Source organism: Streptomyces sp. NPDC049541 (assembly GCF_044465725.1).
Taxonomy (GTDB): Bacteria; Actinomycetota; Actinomycetes; order Streptomycetales; family Streptomycetaceae; genus Streptomyces.
The window spans coordinates 1,000,153-1,022,653 of record NZ_JBITLY010000001.1 but is presented as its reverse complement, the minus strand read 5'-3'; the positions used below and the strand labels follow the sequence as shown (position 1 = coordinate 1,022,653).

Here is a 22,501-nt window from a genome sequence, read left to right as displayed (position 1 = left end):
CTCGATGAGCGAGATAGTAGTCGGAGGCAGCCCGTGCCCAACCCCCAGGGCCCACAGATGGAGGTCGTCCACCTGCTGCGTGCGGCGACCGTCGAACTCGCCCTGCACAGCAGCCGGTTCGCCTCCCGCAACGGCATGCACCCCACGGACGTACGCGCCCTGATCGCCCTCATGGATGCCTCCCGAGCGGGCGAGGAGATGACGGCGGGGCGGCTCGGTGCCGCGCTCGGGCTGAACTCCGCGGGGACCACGGCGCTGGTCGACCGGCTGGAGCGGGCGGGCCATGTGCGGCGGGTCCGTGATCCACGGGACCGACGCAGGGTGGTGATCGAGGTGACCGAGCGTGCGGAGGAGCTCGGGTGGTCCTCCTTCGGACCGCTGATCGAGCGGACGGTGGAGCTGCTGCAGGGGTACGACGAGCGGGAGCTGGCCGCGGTGAAGGGGTTCCTGGCGGGGGTGCGGGACGCGGCCGCGGCGAGCGGCTGACCCTCCCGCCCCCGCACAACCCCATCGCATACGAGCCTCGGTACGACAGGCCGACCGCGCCCGCCGACCGGGTCGACCTGTCGACTTGCTGTGCACCACCGGCCCTCACACCGTGAATCGCGCCACAGCACCGCCAGGTAACACGGGGTTCACACTCGAGCAATGGCCGGGAAATCGCCTGTTGACAGGCTCGCGGTCATCCACCGCGGCGCCTCAGTGCCGCAGCGCCGCAGCACCCGCAAGTGCGTAGACACATCCCCGAAGGAAGTGGCCCGTGACCTTCAAGGCTGAGTACATCTGGATCGACGGCACCCAGCCGACCGCCAAGCTCCGTTCCAAGACGAAGATCATCGCGGGCGAGCCCGCCGGTCTGGACGCGCTGCCGATCTGGGGCTTCGACGGGTCCTCCACGAACCAGGCCGAGGGCCACTCCTCGGACCGTGTCCTCAAGCCGGTCTTCACCTGCCCGGACCCGATCCGCGGCGGCGACGACGTCCTCGTCCTGTGCGAGGTCCTCAACATCGACTTCACACCGCACGAGTCCAACACGCGTGCCGCGCTGGTCGAGGTCGCCGAGAAGTTCGCCGCGCAGGAGCCGATCTTCGGCATCGAGCAGGAGTACACCTTCTTCCAGGACGGCTACCCGCTGGGCTTCCCCAAGGGCGGCTTCCCGGCCCCGCAGGGCGGCTACTACTGCGGTGTCGGCGCCGACGAGATCTTCGGCCGTGACATCGTCGAGGCCCACCTGGAGAACTGCCTCGCGGCCGGCCTCGCCATCTCCGGCATCAACGCCGAGGTCATGCCCGGCCAGTGGGAGTTCCAGGTCGGCCCGGTCTCCCCGCTGGAGGTCTCCGACCACCTGTGGGTGGCCCGCTGGCTGCTCTACCGCACCGCCGAGGACTTCGGCGTCGCCGCGACGCTGGACCCGAAGCCGGTGAAGGGCGACTGGAACGGCGCCGGCGCGCACACCAACTTCTCCACCAAGGCGATGCGCGAGAGCTACGACGCGATCATCACCGCCGCCGAGGCGCTGGGCGAGGGCTCCAAGCCGCTCGACCACGTCAAGAACTACGGCGCCGGCATCGACGACCGCCTGACGGGCCTGCACGAGACCGCCCCGTGGAACGAGTACTCCTACGGCGTCTCCAACCGCGGTGCCTCGGTCCGCATCCCGTGGCAGGTCGAGAAGGACGGCAAGGGCTACATCGAGGACCGCCGCCCGAACGCCAACGTCGACCCGTACGTCGTGACGCGGCTCCTCGTCGACACCTGCTGCTCCGCGCTGGAGAAGGCCGGCCAGGTCTGATCCCGGTTTTTCCGCACAGGGGCGTCCACCGTTCGCGGTGGGCGCCCTTTTTGCCGTCCAAGTAGTGAGAGAAGGGTCCTCGTCGGGGCCGGTGTCTGCTTCAATGTGGTCATGGCCAGCTTCAAGAACCACACCGCGACGGGTCGCCATGACCTCGAGCCGTTCTGGCCTTCCCGTCAGCACCACGACTTCGACCGGGTGTGTTGCCGCGCGATGAACGCGCCGGCCCTCTAAAGCCGTACACCCCCGGCCTTCGGCCAGCGCGACACGACGTACGTCCCGGCGAGCCCGACCACGAATCGCGGCCGCCGTCCTCCCAGACGAACTCCTCGCGCGAAAGAGCTGACCTCTCATGGCGACCACTCGTTCTCTCTCCACCGCCACTCTCGCCTCCCCCGCCCAGAGCGGCGCCCGGCACCGGCTGCGGGCCGTCGACCGGGACGAGGTCGTGGACGTGACGGACTTCCTGCCGCCGGGTGCCACCTGGCTGCCCGCTCCGCAGCACACCCTGCCCACCCTGCCGGGCCAGCCGCCGATGATCGGCTACCTGGTGCTCGTCCCGGCCGACCAGCAGCCGCCGTTCCTTCCCGTGGCGGTGCCCGACCCGACCGGTCAGGAGCGGGGCAGCGACAACCCGCTCGTCCGGATCGACTCCGTGCAGCGCACCGCCGAGGTGGACGGGCGCGAACTCGACCTCACCTACCTGGAGTTCGAGCTGCTCGCGCATCTCGTGGCGCATCCGCACCGGGTGCACACCCGCGACCAGCTGGTCACCACGGTGTGGGGGTACGGCCATGTGGGCGACGGCCGCACCGTCGACGTCCACATCGCGCGTCTGCGCCGCAAGCTGGGCGCCGAGCACCGCGGGACGATCCAGACGGTGCGGCGGGTCGGGTACAAGTACACCCCGCCGACCGGCCGTTGACCGCCCACCGGGCGTTCGTCCTCTGCTGACGGCAGATTGCCGTTCCGTCCCGCGGGCCGACCGGGCAGGCTCACCGGCATGAGACTTCTGGTGCTGGGTGGTACGGAGTTCGCGGGACGGGCCGTCGTGGAGTCGGCCCTGGGGCGCGGCTGGGAGGTGACCGTCCTCAACCGGGGGCGGCACCAGGTCCCGGCCGGGGTACGAGCGTTGACCGGCGACCGCACCGCGGCGGACGGCCTCGCCGCCCTCGCGGAAGGCGAGTGGGACGCCGTGGTCGACACCTGGTCGGCGGCGCCCCGGGCCGTACATGAGGCGGCACGACTGCTGCGGGGTCGCGCCGCTCGGTATGTGTATGTGTCGAGCTGCTCGGTGTACGCATGGCCCGCGCCGGCCGGGTACGACGAGAGCGCCCCGGTGGTGGAAGGCGCCGAGCCCGACGCGCCCCAGACGGACTACACGCGTGACAAGCGCGGGGCGGAGATCGCCGCCGTCGACGCCTTCGGGGCCGACCGCTCCGTGCTCGTACGGGCCGGGCTGATCCTCGGCCCGTACGAGAACGTCGGGCGGCTGCCGTGGTGGCTGGGGCGGATCGCTCGCGGCGGCCCGGTCCTCGCCCCGGGGCCGCGTGAGCTGCCGCTCCAGTACGTCGACGTGCGGGACATGGCGGAGTGGATCCTCGGCTCGGTGGAGCGGGAGCTCAGCGGGCCGTACAACATGATCAGCCCTCAGGGGCACGCCACGATGGGTTCGTTGCTGGATGCTTGTGTGCGGGTCACCGGGGCTGCGGCGCAGCTTCGCTGGACGGAGGCGAAGGTGATCCTGGACGCGGGGATCGAGCCGTGGACTCAGTTGCCGGTGTGGGTGCCGGCGGGCAGTGACATGCATGACCATCTGCACTCCGCGGACGTTTCGCGGGCCGTGGCCACCGGGCTGACATGCCGTCCGGTCGAGGAGACCGTGGCCGATACCTGGGCGTGGTTGCAGGAGATCGGGGGGACGGCTCCGCTGCGGGCGGATCGCACGCCGAAGGGGCTTGATCCGGAGGTGGAGGCGAAGGTGCTGGGGAGGTAGTCGTCCCGTGGGTGTACCTGGCACCACCCCCCACCCGGGGGGCCCGGCCCCGTGACCCCCCGTCCCCGCTCGGCCAGACTTCTGCCATGGAAACCGACACGCACCGTGCCCGGGCGCGGGCCCGAGAGGTACTACTGGCTGCCGTACGGGGACTCGCACTGGCCGTGGCCGCGCTGCCCCTGTCGGTGCTGTTGTTCGTCCTGACGCTCGTCTCCGTCGCGCTCATACCGATCGGCGTCGGTGTCGTCACCACCCCGCCGATCCTCAACGCCGTACGGACCCTCGCGGACAAACGGCGGGAGCTCGCGGCGCAGTGGTGCGAGGTGCGGATACCGTCGGCGTACCGGCCGGTCCCCGAGCGGGCCAACCCCTGGGCGCGCACATACGCCATGCTGCGCGACCCGGCGGTCTGGCGGGACGTGCGCTGGCTGCAGGTGGACATGACGGCGGGGTTCGTCACCGCGCTGCTGCCCGCGCTGCTCGTCTTCTACCCCTTGGAGGGCCTCGCGGTCGCCGCCGGGCTGTGGCGGCCGCTGTCGGAGGCCGGCGGCTACTGGTACGGCTTCGTGCACGTCACCGACCAGGCCTCCGCGTTCGGCGCCGGTGCCCTGGCCCTCGTACTCCTCCCCCTCGCCTACCGCTACGCCCCCTCCCTGCTGACCGCCCACTTCCGGCTCACCCGGTCCGTGCTCGGCGCGAGTCAGGCCGAACTGGCCGAGCGGGTCCAGGTGTTGACTGAGACCCGGAAGGACGCGGTCGACACCTCCGCCGCCGAACTGCGCCGTATCGAACGGGATCTGCACGACGGGGCGCAGGCGCGGCTGGTGGCCATGGGCATGGACCTGGGCACCATCGAGATGCTCCTCGACAAGGACCCGGCGAAGGCCAAACAGCTCCTCGCACAGACCCGGCAGTCCTCCGTGGAGGCGCTCGCCGAGCTGCGCGATCTGGTGCGCGGTATCCACCCGCCGGTGCTGGCCGAACGCGGACTCGGCGACGCCGTAAGGGCGTTGGCGCTGCGGCTGCCGCTGCCCACCGAGGTGAACGTCGAGCTGGCGGGCCGCGCGGACGCGCCGGTCGAGTCGGCCGCGTACTTCGCGGTCAGCGAGGTGCTCACCAACGCGGTCAAGCACTCCGGTGCCGACCGCATCTGGATCGACCTGCATCACGGCGAGGACAAGCTGCGCATCAGCGTCACCGACAACGGCAGGGGCGGCGCGGCGATCGGGGCCGGTTCGGGTCTGGCCGGGGTCGAGCGGCGGCTCGGTACATTCGACGGCGTCCTGGCCGTCAGCTCCCCCGCGGGCGGTCCCACCATGGTCACCATGGAGATCCCTTGCGCGTTGTCCTAGCCGAAGACCTCTTCCTGCTGCGCGACGGTCTGGTACGGCTTCTGGAGGCCTACGACTTCGAGATCGCCGCGGCCGTCGAGTCCGGCCCCGAGCTCGCCCGGGCGCTGGCCGAGCTGGAGCCGGACGTCGCCGTGGTCGACGTACGCCTGCCGCCCACGCACACCGACGAGGGGCTGCAGTGTGCACTTCAGGCCCGCCGGGACAGACACGGGCTTCCGGTGCTGGTGCTGTCCCAGCACGTGGAGCAGCTGTACGCGCGCGAGCTGCTCGCCGACGGCAGCGGCGGGGTCGGGTATCTGCTGAAGGACCGGGTGTTCGACGCGGAGCAGTTCGTGGACGCCGTACGGCGGGTCGCGGCAGGCGGTACGGCCATGGACCCGCAGGTGATCCAGCAGCTGCTCTCGCGGCGGGCCGCCGACGACCGGCCGCTCGGGCGGTTGACGCCGCGGGAGCGTGAGGTGCTGGAGCTGATGGCGCAGGGCCGCTCGAACGCGGCGATCGCCGGGCAGCTGGTGGTGACAGAACGGGCCATTGCCAAGCACACCTCCAACATCTTCACCAAACTGGACCTGGAGGTCTCGGACGACGACAACCGTCGCGTCCTGGCGGTTCTCGCCTATCTGGACCGGGACCAGTAAGCGGTTGCTGATTTTCCGTAACTTCCGCTGCTCAGGCGGCGGTTGGGTCGCAAAGGCCCGGTAAACCTCTGATTTGTTTGTGAGGCCGCTGAACACCCCTGGGACCACCTGCGTATCAGAGGGAGCCGCTTCACTCCTGTCGGGCGCCTCGATGCCCCGCCAAGCCCGCAAGGAAGTCAGAGGAGTTCCATGGGACGCAACACACGAAAACGCCGTACGCCGCTGGCCACCAAGGCCATAGCCGCATCGGCGGCCCTAGCGCTCGGTGGGGGCGGGCTGATCTGGGCGAACTTCTACGCCTCGGCGCACGAGTCGAACAACTACGGGCAGAACCAGACGAAGGCCGCCGCCGGTCAGGTCGCCACGATCGCCTGCCCCGACGTCCAGCAGAAGCTGACGAACATCCCGGCCAGGGCCCAGCAGGGCGTGGCCACGGAGCTGGCGAACCTCGACAAGCAGATCACCGAGGCCTACGCCCGGCTCGCCTCCACCCGGCAGGCGCAGGCGGGCGACGCGAACTTCGTGCAGAACGCGATCGTCGGCCCGCTCAAGGAGAAGCGCGCCGCGACGCTCGACCGCATCCGCATCGACATCCAGCGGGTGGGCGGCCAGGTCGACGCGGCCGGGCTGAGCGCGCTCGCCGCCTGTACGACGCAGACCGCCAACCAGACCACCGCCGGTGGTCAGCAGAACGGCGGCCAGCAGCAGAACGGCGGCCAGCAGCAGCAGAACGGCGGCCAGCAGCAAAATGGCGGCCAGCAGCAGAACGGTGGCCAGCAGCAGGGCAACGGGCAGGCCGGGGCCGGTCAGAACATCGGCGGTCAGGCCGGCAACGGCCCGGTCGCGGCCGACTTCGTGGACATCACCAAGGTCCAGCCGAACGTCCCCGCGAAGCCGCGGGCCAACGGCAACGCCTCGAAGGGCGTGTTCATCACCAAGTGCGGTGTGAACGCCAACAAGAACCACAACACGGACAACGTGATCGTGGCTCCCGGTGTGACCAACGGCGCGCACCACCTGCACGACTACGTCGGCAACCAGAAGGTCGACGCGTTCGCGAACAACAACACGCTGATCGCGGACCAGACCAGCTGCCAGAACCAGGGCGACCTGTCGGCCTACTACTGGCCGGTGCTCCGCATCCAGGACGGCACGCAGGACTTCGACCAGAACAGGGACGGCGGCGGCAAGGAGGGCAACGTCGGCAAGATCCTGACGCCGGTCCAGGCGCAGATCAAGTACGTCGGCAGCCCGACCAGCAAGGTCACGGCGATGCCCCAGTTCCTGCGCATCATCACCGGTGACGCCAAGACCACGACCAACGGTCTGGCGAACGCCAACGCGCACTGGAGCTGCACCGGCTTCGAGAACAAGGTCCAGCTGACGACGCAGTACCCGATCTGCCCGCAGGGCAGCAACGTGGTGCGCACCTTCGCCTTCCAGTCCTGCTGGGACGGCAAGAACATCGACAGCGCCAACCACCGCACGCACGTCGCCTTCGCCGACGCCAACGGCAACTGCCAGAACGGCTTCAAGGCGATCCCGCAGCTGACGATGCGTCTGGTGTACAAGATCAACCCGCCGGTCCTGCAGAACGGCCAGGTGAAGAACGCCTACGCGGTGGACGGCTTCCCCGAGCAGCTGCACAAGGCGGCCACCGACCACGACGACTTCATCGCGGTCTTCAAGAACAACCTGGCGAACAAGATCGCCAACTGCATCAACAGCGGGCAGCGTTGCCAGTGACGAGGCCCTAGGAAAGCGGGCGGTGGGAATCTCCCACCGCCCGCTTTTCGTATGTGGCGCGAAGCTCAGCCGTGGTGGCCGGCGTGCGCGCTGTGGTCGGTGCCGATCTCCTCTTCGCCGCCGAGCGTGTGCTGCAGCGCCTTGACCACCTTGTCCTCGCCTACGGCGACCCACTTGCGGCCGACGAGGTAGAAACCGCCGTAGTCCTTCGCGTCGTTGATCCACTCGCGCTGACCGCGGTCGGTGGCGAAGGTGGCGAAGACGTACTTGCCGTCGGAGGTCTTGCAGATGGCCTGGCGGACCTCGTCGGAGTCGATCTGCATGTCCGGCTTGCACTTCACCTTGGCGGCCAGGCTCTCCAGGGAGCCGGTGGCGGCGGTCGGCACCTTGGCGGCCGCGTCGCTGTTTGCGGTTCCACAGCCCGCCAGCGCCAGGACGCCCGCGGCTGAGGCCACGGCGAGCATCGGTCGGGTCAACCTCATCTGTTCCTCCGGGTCGCTCTGCCAGAAAGGCCCTGAGGGCCCGTCCCCTTCGATACGGCTGTGAACGCCGGTGCGCTCAAAAATACGACTGTCCGCCGTGCACGTGTGTGCGAAGCTTCTCCGGTGAATCAAGACTGGGAAGATCGCGTGACCGCCGCCTGGGCCACTTTCGACGACTATCCGGAGGAGAAAGCCGCCGACTTCAGGGCCGTGATCGACGCCCTCGCCGCCGAACTGCCGGACGGCAGCCCGCTCGGTCTCTTCGAGCAGGCCTGCGCCTGGGACTCCACCGGGCACTCGGACAAGGCCGTACCGCTGTACCGGGAGGCGCTGGCGCGCGGGCTGGGCGAGATCAGCCAGTACAAGGGCCGCCGGGCCAAGATCCAGTTGTCCAGTTCGCTCAGGAACACCGGGCAGCCGGAGGAGGGCGTCAAGCTGCTGACACCGGAACTGGACGCACCCTCCGACGAGCTGGACGACGCGGTACGGGCGTGTCTGGCGCTGTGCCTTTCCAGTCTCGACCGGGACCGCGAAGGGCTCTCCCTGGTGCTCGGCGCCCTGGCGCCGCATCTCCCCCGCTACCAGCGCTCGATGGCGAACTACGCGCGGGCGCTCGTCGAACCCGAGGACTGAGTCACCCGGGCGGCGGTGACTATCCCACGATTCGCTCGTTTTGCTGAACGTGCAGTCACAGGATGTCGCCCCGCCCCCCGCACCGTCCCCTTCCGACCTGGCCGTCGACGTCGAGCGGGCCGAGGCCGCGCTCGTCGAGCACTACCCGCGGCTGGTCCGGCTCGCCTATCTGGTGCTGCCGCCGAGCCTCGGCCGCAACCGGCGCGTGGTGACCGCACACGCCCTCACCCAGCGCGCCCTGCCCCGCGGCCGGGCGCAGGCGCCCGCCGCCCCGGCCCGCTCGACCGGACGCAACGGCGACCCCGGGTACGCCTTCGTCCGCCTCCAGGTGCTGCGTACGGCACTGGAGGCGGGCCTGCCGCTGAAGCGCACGGCGCTTCCCAAGCGCTCCCAGCTGCCGCCGCTGCTCCCCCAGGTGTGGGGCCTGCGCCTCTTCCCGCGCTCCGGCGGTGCCGACGAACTCGCCCTGGACCAGCGGCTGTCCGCCCTGTCCGGACCCGCCCGCGCCGCCTACGTCCTGCGCGGCCTGGAGGAACTCCCCGACGGTGACGCGGCCGAGGTGCTGGCCGCGGCCGGCTGCGAGGACCCGCAGGACGCGCTGCGGGAGGCTTCCGAGGTCCCGGAGCAGTACGCCCTGCTCGACTCCCCCGAGTTCGACCCCTGCTCACTACACGCCCGGCCCACCGATCTGATGCGCCGCAGACAGCACACCAGGGCCGCGCTGGCCGCCGCGGCGGCCGTCGCCGTGTGCGGGGTGCTGTTCGGTCTGCCCGGGGACGGCTGGGCCCCCGACGGCGCCGCCGCCCCCGTGTACGCGCGGAACCCGGCGGCCGAGGCCGCCCTGGACCCCGCCAAGCTGCTGCGGGTCGCCCCCACCGCCTGGACGACCTCCGCGCGCACCGACTTCTCCGTCTGGCCGGCCCGGGGCGACCTCACCGGCGACAAGGCCCTGCTGCGCCGCGCCCTGGCCGTCTGGGCCCGCCCCGGCGAGAGCGTCCAGGTCTCCGCGACCCCCGGCACCCCCGCCGGCGGCCCGTCCGGCCCGCCCCAGCTGCTGTACGCCGGGACCGTCGACAGCGCCCGGGTGGTGATGCTCTACGACGGTCTGCGCATCGCCCGGTACGCCGAGCCGAAGAGCGGCACGAAGGGCGCCGCCCTGGACTTCGCACGGGTCGACGGCGCCGACCGCTCCGAGGCGAACGCCCTGGTCCTGGACCGGGCGGACGGCAATGTCCGCTATCTGACGGCCCCTTGGGTGAAGCAGGCCGCCGAGCGGGACCTGCTCAAACCGGGCAGCGGCACGACACCTCTCGCCCTGACCGGCGGCGTCACGGCGCCGCTGGCCGGCCCCGCCGCCGAGAGCGGTGACTGCACGTCGTGGAAGGTGCTCCAGCTCACCGACGCCACCGGCACCCGCCTCAGCACCGACCTCGGCGAGCTCGTCCCGGCCCACCTCACCGCCGGCCGGCCCGGCGCCACCCACGAGGTCACCGGCGCCGCGGCTCTGCACACCTGGGCGCCGTACGCCTGCTCGCTGGCCTCGATGCGCTCGGCGGGCGTGCGCACGGTCAACGCCTGGGCGTACGGCCGGCAGCCGCTGCCCGACGCGAGCGGTGCGGCGGACTGGGTGTGCACCCGGGCCGACACCTGGCGGGGCGGCGGGTCGCGCGTGCTGGCGCAGTTCCACACGCCGGGCGGGGCGTACGGGGCGGTCGCCGCGAAGGCGGAGAACGTACCGGCGTGCGGGGCGAAGGACCCGCATGTGCTCGCCGGGGTGCTGTGGAAGTCGGAGGCGAAGAACTGGTACCTCCTCGCGGCCGGCAGCCCGGGAACGTCCTCGATCCGTACGACGGGAGGGGTCAGCGCCTCGTCCCCGGGCGCTCTGCTGGCCGTACGGGCCAAGGAGGGGGCGCGGGCGGAGCTGGCAGGGACTCTGGAGGACGGCCGGCAGATCAGCGGACTGCACTAGCGGTCTCTCCACACCCTTGCTGACATTGATGTCAACAAGTGCTCACCGAAGGGTTCCTTTCGACCTTACCCGTCAGTACATTGACGCCATGTCCAACAAGCAGGCCTCGGAGCAGGTCGCCCTCAAGGCGCGGAAGGTGTCCTTCTCGTGGGAGGAGACCCCGCTGCACTGGGTGCCTGGGGATCCCTTCACCACGCACACCATCAATGTGCTGCATCTGCTGCTGCCCGCCGGTGAGCGGTGGTTCGTGCACGTCTACAAGCAGGTGCTGCCCTACATCCGGGACGAGCGGCTGCGTGAGGACGTCATCGGGTTCATCGGGCAGGAGGCGATGCACTCGCAGGCCCACGACGAGGTCCTGCCGCATCTCAAGGAGCTGGGGCTCGATCCGACGCCGTACACCGCGCAGGTCGACTGGTTCTTCGAGAAACTGCTCGGCGACCGGACGCTGCCGCCGGGCCGGGCGCGCACGTGGTGGCTGATGGAGCGGGTCGCGATCATCGCGGCGATCGAGCACTACACCGCGTTCCTCGGCAACTGGGTCCTCAACGCCGAGGAGTTGGACCGGTGCGGTGCCGACCCGACCATGCTGGATCTGCTGCGCTGGCACGGCGCGGAGGAGGTCGAGCACCGGTCCGTCGCCTTCGACCTGTTCCAGCACGTCGACGGCGGCTACCGGCGGCGGGTGCGCACCTGGGCCACCGCCTTCGCGGCGCTCGTGTTCCTGTGGCAGCGCGGGGCGCGCTTCTTCATGGAGAACGATCCGACGCTGATCGACGGCCGCGCGAGCTTCAAGGAGTTCTATGTGCGCGGCAGGCGGGGCACCCTGCCCGCGACCGGCGAGATGGTCAGGTCCATCCCGCGGTATCTCAGCCGCGGCTACCACCCCTCCCAGGAGGGCTCCACCGAGCAGGCCGTCGCCTATCTCGCCTCCTCCCCCGCGGCGGTCGCGGCCCTCGCGGCGGAGAAGGGAACCCTGTGATGCCGAAGCTGCGCACGGTCGTGGTCGCCGCGGGGGCCGCGCTGCTGGTCAGGCGGGCGATGCGGCACCGCATCCAGGCCTCGCCGCTGTGGCCGATGCCCGCCCTGGAGAACCCGACGTCCGGGCGGCCGCGGTCGCGGGCGCTGAGGCTGCTGGTCGCCTCGCGCGAGACGGTCGCCGACGACGTCGTACAACTGCGCCTGGAGGGAAGGGACTTGCCGCGCTGGGAGCCCGGCGCTCATCTCGACCTCGTGCTGCCGTCGGGGCTTGTGCGGCAGTACTCGCTGTGCGGCGATCCGGAGGACACCTCCTCGTACACCGTCGCCACCCGGCTCATCGAGGACGGGCGGGGCGGCTCGCGTGAGGTGCACGAGCAGGTCACGGAGGGGATGGAACTGGAGGTGCGCGGGCCGCGGAACCGCTTCCCTCTCGTCCAGGCCCCGTCGTACCTCTTCGTCGTCGGCGGCATCGGGATCACTCCCGTGCTGCCGATGCTGCGGGCGCTCGGACAGGACGCGCAGTGGCGACTGGTGTACGGCGGGCGGACGCGGGCGTCGATGCCGTTCCTCGAGGAGCTCAGGGAGCTGGGCGGTGACCGGGTGACCGTCGCCGCCGAGGACGAGGACGGACTGCCCGATCTGGACGGCCTGTTGGCGGGTACGGCCGAGGACACCGCTGTGTACTGCTGCGGCCCGGAGGGACTCATCGCCGCGGTGGAGGAGCGGTTCCCGCACGTCCGCCTGGAGCGGTTCACACCCCGTACGTCGGCCGACGGCAACGGCGCCTTCGAGGTCGAACTCCGGCGCAGCGGACGGACGTTGAGCGTGCCGGCCGACTCGACCGTGCTCGCCGCCGTACGCGCCGAGCTGCCGAACACCGCCTACTCCTGTGAGCAGGGCTTCTGCGGAACCTGCGAGCAGCGGGTCCTGGAGGGCGAGGTGGAGCACCGGGACGAACTGCTGACGGACGCCGAGCGCGCGGACTCGATGCTGATCTGCGTTTCGCGGGCGCGAAGTGAGCGTCTGGTGCTGGATATGTGAACACCGATGGCCGGACCAGACCGTTCCGGGCCGGATCCGATCGGTAAGGTGTTCGTATGACTACCGGGGTACGCCGCAGAATGGGAGTCGAGGAGCGGCGGCAGCAGTTGATCGGCGTCGCCCTCGAACTGTTCAGCCAACGCTCTCCCGACGACGTCTCCATCGACGAGATAGCCGCCGCCGCGGGCATCTCGCGTCCGCTGGTGTACCACTACTTCCCGGGCAAACTCAGCCTGTACGAGGCCGCGTTGAGGCGTGCGGCCGAGGATCTGGCGGGCCGGTTCAAGGAGCCGCAGGAGGGCCCGCTGGGCGCGCGGCTGCTGCGGGCGATGCGCCGCTTCTTCGACTTCGTGGACGACCACGGCCCCGGTTTCTCGGCACTGATGCGCGGCGGCCCGGCGGTGGGCTCTTCAGCGACGAACGCCCTCATCGACTCGGTGCGCCAGGCCGCCTACGAACAGATCCTCTCGCACCTGGACGTCCGGGACCCGCCCGCCCGTCTGGAACTGGTCGTACGCTCCTGGATCTCCCTGGCCGAGTCGACGGCCCTGATCTGGCTGGACGGCCGTCGCATCCCACGAGCCGAACTGGAAGCCCAACTGGTCCACGACTTCGCGGCACTGGCAGCGGTGAGCGCGGCCTACGACGAGGAGATGGGCGCGCTACTGCGCCGCATGGTCAAGGACGAGCCGCCGGACGGCCCGTTCGCGGAGCTGGTCGCCCGGTTGCTCTCACTGGCGTCGTAGGACCTCTAACGCTCGAACTTCCGGTACGACGGGTCGAGGTCCCGGACCTCGGCGGAGGCGTGCAGGACCGGCTGGCCGTCGTCCGCCACATGCTTCTTCAGCAGCTCGAGGACGGTCTCGGTGAGCTTCGCCTTCGTCTCCTCGGTGCGGCCCGCGAGCAGTCCGATCATGACGTGCACCACGGCGTGCCCGTCGTCCGCGGGGTCCTCGTAGCCGAACGCGGTGACCTCGGACGCGCGGAACTGCGTCTTGCAGGCCTCCGGCTTGGCGGCCGCGATCTCGACGAGCGCGGTGTGCAGGTCGTGGGCGAAGCCCTCCCGGTCGAAGTCGATCGACTTCGAGTGGTCGACGGTGATCTGCGGCATGGGCACTCCTGTTCCAGAGCGGCGACGACAGGGGCAGCCTAATTCCTCAGCTGGAGCGCGAGCATCGCGATGTCGTCCTCGCGGTCGTGCCCGAAGCAGGCCAGGAGCGTGTCGCACAGGGCGTGCAGGCCGGGCAGGGCGCCGACGGCCGCCGAGCGGAGCTGCTCCATCGAGAGGCTCAGGTCCGTGCCCCGGGTCTCGATCAGGCCGTCGGTGACCATCAGGAGCCGGTCGCCGGGCTCCAGGAACAGCTCGGTGGGCGGCGGGTGCGGCAGCCCCAGGCCGAGCAGCGGGCCGTCGGCCTTGGCGTACTCGGCGTCCCCGGTGGTGCTCAGGATCAGCGGCGGGATGTGGCCCGCGTTGGCGATCCGGGTGCGGCCGGTCCCAGGATCGATCAGCGCCAGGCAGACGGTGGCGGTGACCTCCGGGTGGTAGTGCTGCAGCATCCGGTCGAGCCGCTCGGCGAGCAGGGCCGGGTCGCTCTCCTCGACGCAGTAGGCGCGCAGCGCATGCCGGATCTCGACCATGACGGTGGCCGCCTCCAGCGAGTGTCCGACGACATCACCGACCGCGGTGAGCACGCCCTCGTCGGTACGCAGGGCCGCGTAGAAGTCACCGCCGATCTCGGTCTCCCGGGACGCGGGTACGTAGCGGACCTCGACGTCGATGCCGGGCAGTTCGGGCAGCCGGTGCGGCTGGGGCAGGAAGCTGTGCTGGAGGGTGAGGGCGACATGCCGCTCGACCTGGTACATGAGCAGCGGCTCGGCGGCGAGCGCGGCGGCCTGCGCCAGCTGGGCCACCAGGGCCTCCTCCTCGGGGTTCACCCGGCGCACCCCGCGGGTGGGCGTGGCCAGGCACACGGGGGCCTGGCCGTCCTGGGTGAGGACCAGTGCCAGCCGGGCGTCGTGCTGCATGCCGGGCCGGAAGAACCCGGCGGGCCACAGCGGCGCGGGCACGGTGGTGATCTGCACCCCGGCCTGTCCGCGGGTCAGCCGCCGCAGCAGACCGGCGACGGTGCGGTGGGCGCCGGCGTCCGGCAGGGCGAGGGAGGTGCGGTCCCGGGAGAGGCCGCTGTACAGCTCGTCGTCCGGACCGAGGACGAAGACGGCGGCGGGGCCGCCGACGAGCCGCGCGGTGCCGTCGGCGGCGGCGTCGGCGAGCTCCTGCAGGGAGCGCGCCGACTGGATGGTGACGATCGCCTGGGACAGCAGAGTCAGCCGCCGTACCAGCGCCTGGTCGTCGGCGCGCAGCCGGGCGGTGCGCACCGCGGAGCGGACGACCGCCTCGATCTCCTCGGGCTCGGCGGGCACCGTCAGATAGATCTCGGCGCCCGCGTCCAGCCCCTGGCAGCGGTTGCCCGGGGCCGCGGCGGCGGCCGAGAAGTGCACGACGGGCAGGCCCGCCATGTGCGGCCGCTCCTTGAGCCGCCGGCACAGATCGAAGCCGCTCATGTCCGGCAGGTCGATGTCGACGAGGGCCACGTCGGGCAGGGCGCCCTTGCGCAGCCGTACATCGAGTTCGACGAGCGCCTGCTGACCGGTGGCGACCGGTACGACCTGGTGTCCGGCCCGGCGCAGCACCGTCCCCATCGCGTACCGGTTGGCCGCGACGTCGTCCACGACCAGCACGGTCGTGTCTGTGAGCTTGCCGTTGAGGTCCATCTTCCAGCCCTGGGGCAACGCCGGTGGGGCAGACCGGGATTCGGCCTGCCCCCACCAAAGTAATGCCCCTTTCAGGAGATCCGGGAGAATATTGCGACACTGCGCCCCGGAACGGCGAACGTGCCCGATTCCCGCTCATAGGAAGAGGTCTTGACGATAGGGTCGGCGCCCGCCGCCTGCACCGGGTGCAGCCGGTAACCGGTACCGGCCAGGGAGTCGACGCGCTGCTCCTGCCTGCTCGGCGTCGCGTTGAAGACGACGACCAGGTCACCCAGCTTCATGGTGATCACTCCGGGCGTCTCGTCCTTCCCTGACAGCGGGAAGGACAGCCTCGACTGCACCTGCGCGGCGGTGTCGAGCGAGAAGACGCCATCCGTCGAACGGATCTTCAAGAGGTCCTGGTAGGCGGCCGAGGCGCCCTCGATCTGCGGGCAGCCGACGCGCACCGAGCCCAGCAGCGGCTTCGCGTACGGCCACGTGGACTGGTTGTCGGCCGCCATCGGCAGCCCCCGCCCGAAGCCGTTGCCGTCCGCGCAGTTCCAGTGGATGGCGTTGAACCAGTCGCCGCTGTCGAACGAGTTGCGGTCCAGGGACTTGGAACGCAGCAGGTCGGAGCCCGCCTGCGAGAGGGACGGGCCCTGCGACAGGGTCGCCGTCGCCATCGCGAGGACCTGCATCCTGGCCCGGTCGGCCGCGCTCGTCGAGGCGGGCAGCTTGTAGGTGAGGGCGTCGAAGAGGGACTCGTTGTCGTGCGCGTCGGCGTAGGCGACGGCGTCTCCGGGCGCGTCCGCGTAACCGGCCGGCTGGCCGTTGTAGTCGACCTCGGCGCCGGTGACCTCCTTGCCGTCGGTGTCGGTGAAGCGGTACTTGGCGAGGTTTCCGGACAGACCGACCTTGATCAGGTCCTGGTAGTGCAGCAGCCGGGCCTTCTGCTCGGCCGAAGTGCCGTTCGCGGTGGACGAGTTGGGGTCGGTGTACAGGCCGGAGGCGAAGCCCTGGATCCCGGGGTCGGAGTCGAAGGGGCTGCCGCCGCGCACGGCGTCACGGGCGCGGTCGGAGAAGGTGGCGATGCCCGTCCCCGCCATGTTCTTCTGCGTGGCCTGCACGAAGCGGGCGTCGTCGGCGACCTCGCCGAAGTTCCAGCCCTCGCCGTACATGATGATCTTCTTGCCGTCGACGCCGTCCTTCGCGAGGGTCAGCGCGTCGAGCGCCTTGCGCACGGCGAGGATGTTGGCCTTCGGCTGGTGTCCCATGAGGTCGAAGCGGAAGCCGTCGACCTTGTACTCCTTGGCCCAGGTGACGACCGAGTCGACGACCAGCTTGCCCATCATGGAGTTCTCGGTGGCCGTGTTCGCACAGCAGGTGCTGTTGGCGACCGAGCCGTCCGCGAGGAGGCGCTGGTAGTAGCCGGGCACCACCTTGTCGAGGACGCTGGTGTCGGCCTGACCGGCGGCCGCCGTGTGGTTGTAGACGACGTCCATGACGACCCGCAGACCGTCCTGGTTGAGCCCCTTCACCATCTTGCGGAACTCGACGGTACGGCCGGTCCCGTCCGGGTCGGTCGCGTACGAGCCCTCGGGGACCGTGTAGTGGAACGGGTCGTACCCCCAGTTGTAGGCGTCCTTCGCGGCGGTCTTGGCGACGCACGCCTGCTGCTTGTCGGAGTCGGCGGCGTAGGAGGCGAGGTCGCAGTCCGTCGTCGCCTGGTCCGCCTTCTTCTCGGGGACGGTCGCGAAGTCGAAGGCGGGCAGCAGATGGACGTACGACGTGCCCGACTTCGCCAGCTCGCGCAGGTGCTTGGATCCGTCACTGTTCCGGTCGGTGAAGGCGAGGTAGCTGCCCCGGTCCTTCGCCGGTACGGTCCTGTCCGCGACGGAGAAGTCCCGGATGTGCAGCTCCTGGATCTGGGCGTCCTTCAGCGGTACGGCCTTGGGCTTGGCCAGCTTCGACCAGCCGCTCGGGGCGAGGGACCTGTCGTCCAGGTCGACGACCAGGCTGCGCCCGGAGTTGGCGGTGAGGGCGACCGAGTACGGGTCGGTGACCTTGTTGGTGACGACCTTGCGGACGCTGGGCGCCCACACCTTCACGACGTACCGGTAGGGCTTGTCCTTCCAGGACGCCGGGCCGGTGACGGACCAGACACCGGTGGAGTCCTCGCGTTTCATCTTCTTGAGCGAGCCGTCGAGCTCCAGTGCCACGCTCTGCGCGGTCGGTGCCCACACGGCGAGCGTGGGACGGCCCTTGTGGAACGTCGGCCCCAGCTCGGCCTTGGTCGCGCTCGCGTACACGTCGTCGAGCACCCCGGCGATCTGGACGCCGGTCGCCGCGAGCACGGCGCCGTTGGCGGCCCGCTGGGACGCGACGATCTGGCCGTCGAGGGCCTCGCGGACCCGGTCGCGGTCGCGCGGGTCGACGGACCAGGCCGTGTAGTCCTTCAGATAGGGGAACCTGGCCTTCTGGGCATCGGTGAGGGTGGTCTTCGCAAGGCGCAGCCAGCGCTCGTCGTCGCTGGTCAGCGCGCCGTTCTTCACGGCGATCGAGCCGTCGTGGGAGTAGAGCAGCTGGGTGGAGACGGCGGCGTCGGAGCCGTTCCAGGCGACCGTGTTCCGGTCGATCCAGACCGCCTTGGAGGTGCTCAGGTCGAGCGCGGCGGCGGAACCCGCGGGCTGGGGCAGCAGGTACTTCTCCTGGCCGTTCAACAGCCACACCTCGTAGCCGTTGGACTTGAGATCGAGCGACTGGTCGGCCGGGAGGTCCTTCTCGTCGCCCTTGTGGATGATGTAACTGAGGCTGGAGGCACCGTCGCTGAGCGGCACCTCGAAGACCGCACCATAGGCGTCGGTCTTCACCGGCTTCAGCGGGCTCGACCAGTCCGTGGGGTTCGCGGCGCCGGTCCACACGTGCAGTCCCCAGCCGTCGTAGTTCCCGTCGGCGCGGTGGTAGTGGATGACCGCCTTGGTCCTGTCCTGTGCCGGGTAGTCGGGGCGGGTCGTCTGTACGGCCTCCTTGCCCTGTTCGATCCAGACCTCGCCGTTCTTGGTGACGTCGATGGTGCGGTCGGTGGAGACGTCCTTGTTGCCGTCCTTGTCGACGACCAGGAACCCGACGCTGGAGGCGCCCGGCTTCAGCTTGACGTAGGCGAAGGCGCCGTACGCGTCACGGCCGACGAAGGGGTGCCCGGCCGGCCAGGTGGTCGACTCGCCGTCGGCGAGATCGCCCCAGGCGTACAGACCCCACTTGTCGTAGTCGCCGTCGGTGCGCTTGTAGTGGACGATCGCGTAGTCGCGGGAGGAGGCGGTGGGGGTCTCCGCGGCGGGCGGGGTGCCGGTGGTGGAGGCGGCGGTGGCGCTCGCCGTGTGCCCGGCGGTGTCGACGACAACCGCCTTGTAGCGCAGGGCCGTTCCGGCCGGGACGCCCTTGCCGATGGTCTGCGTGACCTTGTAGGGGGCGTGGTCGGCGGAGCCCAGGACCTGCCACCTGCCGGCGCCCACCTGGGCGGCGAAGACGACACGGTTGAGCTGACCGCCGGCGACGTCCGCGGAGAGTTCCACGGTGCCGGTGGCGCCGGCGTCGGGGGCCTTGAGGGTGAGGGTCGGTGCGGTGGTCGGCTCGGCGAGCCTGCCCGCCGCCTTGAGGACGATCGCCGAACCGGCCGGGACGGTGACCGTGATCTTCTTGTCGGCGTCGGAGGTGACCTCGTCCGAAGTCCCGTAGATCCCACGGAACTTCATGCCTGCCGAGCCGGTCGCGAAGGTGGCCGTCCTGGCCTCGCCGGCGTTGTTGAGGGCGACGACGTACTCCCGGCCGGTCCTGGCGTCGGTACGGGAGAACGCGTAGACACCGGAGCCGTCGGCAGCGTACCGCTGCGTCTGGACGCCGTCCGCGAGGGCCGGGTTGTCCTTGCGCAGCTTGCTCAGCGCGGCGATCTGCCGGTAGAGCGGCGCGCTCGTGTCGTACGAGTCGCTCGCGTGGGTGCGGTCGGTGCCGATCTCGTCGTCGTCGAGGTAGTCGGCGACCTTCGAGGCGAACATCGTCTGGCGGGCGTCCTTGTCGCCGCCGGAGCCGGTGAAGCCCTGCTCGTCGCCGTAGTAGACGACCGGGTTGCCGCGGCTGAGGAACATCACCTCGTTGGCGAGCTCGTCCTTCTTGAGGATCTCCGCATCGGTGGCCTTGGGGTTGTCCTGCTTCAGGAAGTACCCGATGCGGCCCATGTCGTGGTTGCCGAGGAAGGTGACCTGCTCGTACGCGTTGGCCTTGTCGGTCGTGTACTTGTAGTCGTCGCCGAAGAGCGAGGCGAGCTTCTGTGCGCTGCCGCCCTGGGAGGCGTAGCTGCGGGCCGCGTCCTGGAAGGGGAAGTCGAGGGTGGCGTCGAGACGGCCCTGGGTGACGTAGGGCGAGGTGATCGAGGTGTCGGCGGAGTAGACCTCGCCGAACATGAAGAAGTTCTTGCGCCCCTGCCTGGCCGCGTAGGCGTCGAGGGCGGTCGCCCACTGGGTCCAGAAGTCCATGTCGACGTGCTTGACCGTGTCGATCCGGAAGCCGTCGATGTCGAAGTCGCGCACCCAGCGCTCGTAGATCTTCTCCATGCCGTGTACGACCTCGGGACGCTCGGTCCACAGGTCGTCGAGGCCTCCGAAATCCCCGTACGTGGCGCTCTCACCCGCGAAGGTGGAGTCACCGCGGTTGTGGTACATGGTCGGGTCGTTGAGCCAGGCCGGGACCTTGGCGTTCTTGTCCGCGGCGGCGACGGTGGGCGTGCGCGGGAAGGAGCCTGCGTCGACGGCGGGGAACTTCTTGCTGCCGTCCGCGTAGTCGGCGTCGTCGAAGGGGCGGCCGTCCTTGGTCAGGTACGGGAAGGCGCCCTTGGAGAGGTAGTCGTAGGACTTCTCCTTGTAGTCGACGACGTCCGCGGTGTGGTTGGTGATGACGTCGAAGAAGACCTTCATGCCCTTGGCGTGCGCCTTGGCGATGAGGGTTTCCAGGTCCTTGTTGGTCCCGAAGTGCGGGTCGACCTGCGTGAAGTCGGTGATCCAGTAGCCGTGGTAGCCGGCCGAGGCGTTGCTGCCCGTCCCCTGCACGGGACGGTTCTTGAAGATCGGGGCCATCCAGATGGCGGTGGTCCCGAGGCCCTTGATGTAGTCGAGCTTCCTGGTCAGGCCCTTGAGGTCGCCGCCCTGGTAGAAGCCCTTGTCGGTGGGGTCGTAGCCGGTGCTGAGACGCGAACCGGTCAGCCCGCCCCTGTCATTGCTGGTGTCTCCGTTGGCGAAACGGTCCGGCATGACGAAGTAGAACTGCTCACGGGTGTCGTCGTGCCGGGCGGGCGCGGCGGCGAGCTTCGCGTCGGAGGGCGGCGGGGGTGGGGGGGCCGCCTGCGCGGCCAATGGCTGGATCAGGGCGGCGGCAACGGCCACGACGGTGACGGCCGCAACCCGTCTCGCTCTCGGTATCACAGGCGAAACTCCTTGCGATGACGGCTCTGTTGGGTCCGACCCCGCGCGACCGTATCGCTGACGCAAGGTTTACAGCAATAGGCTTGAAAGTCACAGCAAGGAATTTCACGAGCAACCTGAGTGACACCTGGAAGTGAGCGGGCCCTATCGCCTGAGGGTGTAGGTGACCAGCGCCCGGGCCGGCACCGTGGTGGTCAGTGAACTCTTGCCGACCGCCACGGTCTGCTGTTGTGCCGTGCTGTGTGTGGCGTCGGTCAGGTAGGGGGTCGCGGTCCCTTTCGCGATCCCCGTGTTCTTCAGATTGACGGTCACCGGAGTGGCGCTGGTGGAGGTGTTCAGCGCTACGACGGTCACGGTCCCGTCGGTGTTGCGGAATGCCGACAGCTTGAGGTCGGTGTCGGAGGTGGTGGCGCCGATGCGGGTGGCTCCCGGGCGGATGAAGCGGCTGTAGTTGGCCAGCGCCCACAGGCGCTTGGAGACGTGGTAGTTGTCGCCGTCCATCTGGATCAGGCCTCGGGTGGCGCCCAGCGAGGCGCCGTACCAGTACACGTAGCCGCTGGTGTTGCCCTTGGTGAGGGCGTCGTGGACGGCGGAGGCGACGGTGAAGCCGTCGTAGCCGCTGCCGTCGTCCCAGTTCTCGTTCCAGGTGGTGCCGTCGGGGGACCACTCCGACATCCAGGTGCGCTTGTGCGTGGGCAGCGGACCGTCGACCTTGCTGGCGTAGGTGTGGCCGGTGTGGGTGGTGACGTAACCGCGTGCCGTCGGATCCGCCTCGATCGCACTGCTGTAGGCCTTCTCCTCGTCCCAGCCGAAGGAGTCGCAGCAGGCGACCTTGTACCCGGCGGCGCGCGCGATCGGCCCGAAGGTCCTGATGAACTCGACGGCCTGGGCGGGCGTCAGACGCATGGAGTCGTACGTCGCCGTCCAGTCGGGCTCGTTGGTGAACCCGAGGTCGGTGATGCGGATGCCCTCCTGGCGGTAGAACCTGGCGTACTGGACCAGGAAGTTCGCGTACGCCTTCTTCCAGTCGCCGCTCGCGCAGGTGGCACCGGAGAGGCCGCACAGGGTGCCGCCGTCGGCGTCCGTCCCGTTGGTCTTCATATAGCCGGGGGCGGTCCAGGCGTCGGCGTAGAAGCGGTTCACGCCGTAGGCCTTGGCCTGTTTGGCCAGCCAGACCTGGCCCTTGTCGATGCCGTCCCAGGTGTACTTGGGGGTCGCGTTCGGGCCGCCCGGATCGGTGGGCTGGATGCCGGAGTCGATGCCCAGGCGCAGGATGCTGAGCCCCGCGCCGGTGCTGCGGTCGAGCAGCAGGTCGAGGATCTCCTTCTGGTGCTGGGCGGATAAGCCCTGCGAGCCGTTCATGATGGCGGCCCGTCCGAAGTGCTCGGAGAAGCCGAAGCCGTCGATGGGCTGGTACGTGGTGGAGCCGTCGATGGTCGCCGTGGTGGCGGCCGCCGGCTGCGGCAGGGCGGCCGCGGTGGTGGCGGCGGCCGTCAGCAGAGCCGCCAAGGACGTCAACGCCCACGTTCTGAGCCTGCACTGCATGATGCTCCCTTCACGGGAACGCCACCTGGGAGCGCTCCCAAAGACATCAGGGAACGTAGGACGACACTCGTTGAGCGTCAATCCCACGTTCCCCTTTGGTGGCT

General features: G+C 70.0%; 18 protein-coding genes. 13 read left to right on the top strand and 5 right to left on the bottom strand.

Annotation, left to right across the window (positions count from 1 at the left end):
• The first annotated feature begins 57 nt into the window (after positions 1-57).
• The 8 genes from ACIBW9_RS04650 (at position 58) to ACIBW9_RS04615 (ending at position 7,524) form a co-directional block, all read left to right on the top strand.
• Entirely contained in the window at positions 58-486 is a 429-nt protein-coding gene (locus ACIBW9_RS04650; protein ID WP_398952099.1) for a MarR family transcriptional regulator, read from the top strand.
• Positions 487-760: 274 nt separating this feature from the next.
• On the top strand, positions 761-1,792 hold the full coding sequence (glnII, locus tag ACIBW9_RS04645) for a glutamine synthetase (protein ID WP_398951149.1): 1,032 nt from the start codon (positions 761-763) through the stop codon (positions 1,790-1,792).
• 111 nt (positions 1,793-1,903) lie between these two features.
• Complete coding sequence (locus ACIBW9_RS04640) at positions 1,904-2,026, top strand: hypothetical protein (protein ID WP_365845753.1); 123 nt, start codon at positions 1,904-1,906, stop codon at positions 2,024-2,026.
• 118 nt (positions 2,027-2,144) lie between these two features.
• Positions 2,145-2,717 carry a winged helix-turn-helix domain-containing protein gene (locus ACIBW9_RS04635; RefSeq protein ID WP_398951147.1) on the top strand — a complete coding sequence of 191 codons (573 nt, stop codon included), beginning with the start codon at positions 2,145-2,147 and terminating at the stop codon, positions 2,715-2,717.
• A gap of 78 nt (positions 2,718-2,795) precedes the next feature.
• A complete protein-coding gene (locus ACIBW9_RS04630) occupies positions 2,796-3,788 on the top strand; it encodes an NAD-dependent epimerase/dehydratase family protein (RefSeq protein WP_398951145.1) in 993 nt (330 codons plus the stop codon).
• 86 nt (positions 3,789-3,874) lie between these two features.
• Positions 3,875-5,140, top strand: a complete 1,266-nt coding sequence (locus tag ACIBW9_RS04625; protein ID WP_398951143.1) for a sensor histidine kinase — start codon at positions 3,875-3,877, stop codon at positions 5,138-5,140.
• The gene (locus tag ACIBW9_RS04620; protein ID WP_398951141.1) at positions 5,125-5,778 is read left to right on the top strand and encodes a LuxR C-terminal-related transcriptional regulator; all 654 of its coding nucleotides are present in this window, start codon (positions 5,125-5,127) and stop codon (positions 5,776-5,778) included. Before ACIBW9_RS04625 ends, ACIBW9_RS04620 begins: the two co-directional genes overlap by 16 nt.
• Before the next feature lie 189 nt (positions 5,779-5,967).
• The gene (locus tag ACIBW9_RS04615; RefSeq protein WP_398951139.1) at positions 5,968-7,524 is read left to right on the top strand and encodes a DUF1996 domain-containing protein; all 1,557 of its coding nucleotides are present in this window, start codon (positions 5,968-5,970) and stop codon (positions 7,522-7,524) included.
• 65 nt (positions 7,525-7,589) lie between these two features.
• Here the strand turns inward: ACIBW9_RS04615 and ACIBW9_RS04610 are convergent, their stop codons facing one another.
• Entirely contained in the window at positions 7,590-8,006 is a 417-nt protein-coding gene (locus ACIBW9_RS04610; RefSeq protein ID WP_398951137.1) for a hypothetical protein, read from the bottom strand.
• Positions 8,007-8,111: 105 nt separating this feature from the next.
• Here ACIBW9_RS04610 and ACIBW9_RS04605 point away from each other — a divergent pair, with 105 nt between their 5' ends.
• The 5 genes from ACIBW9_RS04605 (at position 8,112) to ACIBW9_RS04585 (ending at position 13,376) form a co-directional block, all read left to right on the top strand.
• Entirely contained in the window at positions 8,112-8,639 is a 528-nt protein-coding gene (locus ACIBW9_RS04605; protein ID WP_398951135.1) for a tetratricopeptide repeat protein, read from the top strand.
• A gap of 49 nt (positions 8,640-8,688) precedes the next feature.
• On the top strand, positions 8,689-10,608 hold the full coding sequence (locus tag ACIBW9_RS04600; RefSeq protein ID WP_398951133.1) for a hypothetical protein: 1,920 nt from the start codon (positions 8,689-8,691) through the stop codon (positions 10,606-10,608).
• Between the two features lie 88 nt (positions 10,609-10,696).
• Positions 10,697-11,590 (top strand): metal-dependent hydrolase, encoded by an 894-nt coding sequence (locus ACIBW9_RS04595; protein ID WP_398951131.1) that lies wholly within the window; start codon positions 10,697-10,699, stop codon positions 11,588-11,590.
• On the top strand, positions 11,590-12,630 hold the full coding sequence (locus ACIBW9_RS04590; RefSeq protein ID WP_398951130.1) for a PDR/VanB family oxidoreductase: 1,041 nt from the start codon (positions 11,590-11,592) through the stop codon (positions 12,628-12,630). Before ACIBW9_RS04595 ends, ACIBW9_RS04590 begins: the two co-directional genes overlap by 1 nt.
• A 56-nt stretch (positions 12,631-12,686) precedes the next feature.
• On the top strand, positions 12,687-13,376 hold the full coding sequence (locus tag ACIBW9_RS04585; protein ID WP_398951129.1) for a TetR/AcrR family transcriptional regulator: 690 nt from the start codon (positions 12,687-12,689) through the stop codon (positions 13,374-13,376).
• A gap of 5 nt (positions 13,377-13,381) precedes the next feature.
• Here ACIBW9_RS04585 and ACIBW9_RS04580 read toward each other — a convergent pair whose 3' ends face one another.
• The 4 genes from ACIBW9_RS04580 to ACIBW9_RS04565 form a co-directional block, all read right to left on the bottom strand.
• Entirely contained in the window at positions 13,382-13,741 is a 360-nt protein-coding gene (locus ACIBW9_RS04580) for a 5-carboxymethyl-2-hydroxymuconate Delta-isomerase (protein ID WP_398951127.1), read from the bottom strand.
• A 38-nt stretch (positions 13,742-13,779) separates the two neighbouring features.
• The gene (locus ACIBW9_RS04575) at positions 13,780-15,402 is read right to left on the bottom strand and encodes a SpoIIE family protein phosphatase (RefSeq protein WP_398951126.1); all 1,623 of its coding nucleotides are present in this window, start codon (positions 15,400-15,402) and stop codon (positions 13,780-13,782) included.
• Between the two features lie 71 nt (positions 15,403-15,473).
• A complete protein-coding gene (pulA, locus tag ACIBW9_RS04570; protein ID WP_398951124.1) occupies positions 15,474-20,852 on the bottom strand; it encodes a pullulanase-type alpha-1,6-glucosidase in 5,379 nt (1,792 codons plus the stop codon).
• Between the two features lie 144 nt (positions 20,853-20,996).
• Entirely contained in the window at positions 20,997-22,397 is a 1,401-nt protein-coding gene (locus tag ACIBW9_RS04565; protein ID WP_398951122.1) for a glycoside hydrolase family 30 beta sandwich domain-containing protein, read from the bottom strand.
• Positions 22,398-22,501: the final 104 nt, after the last annotated feature.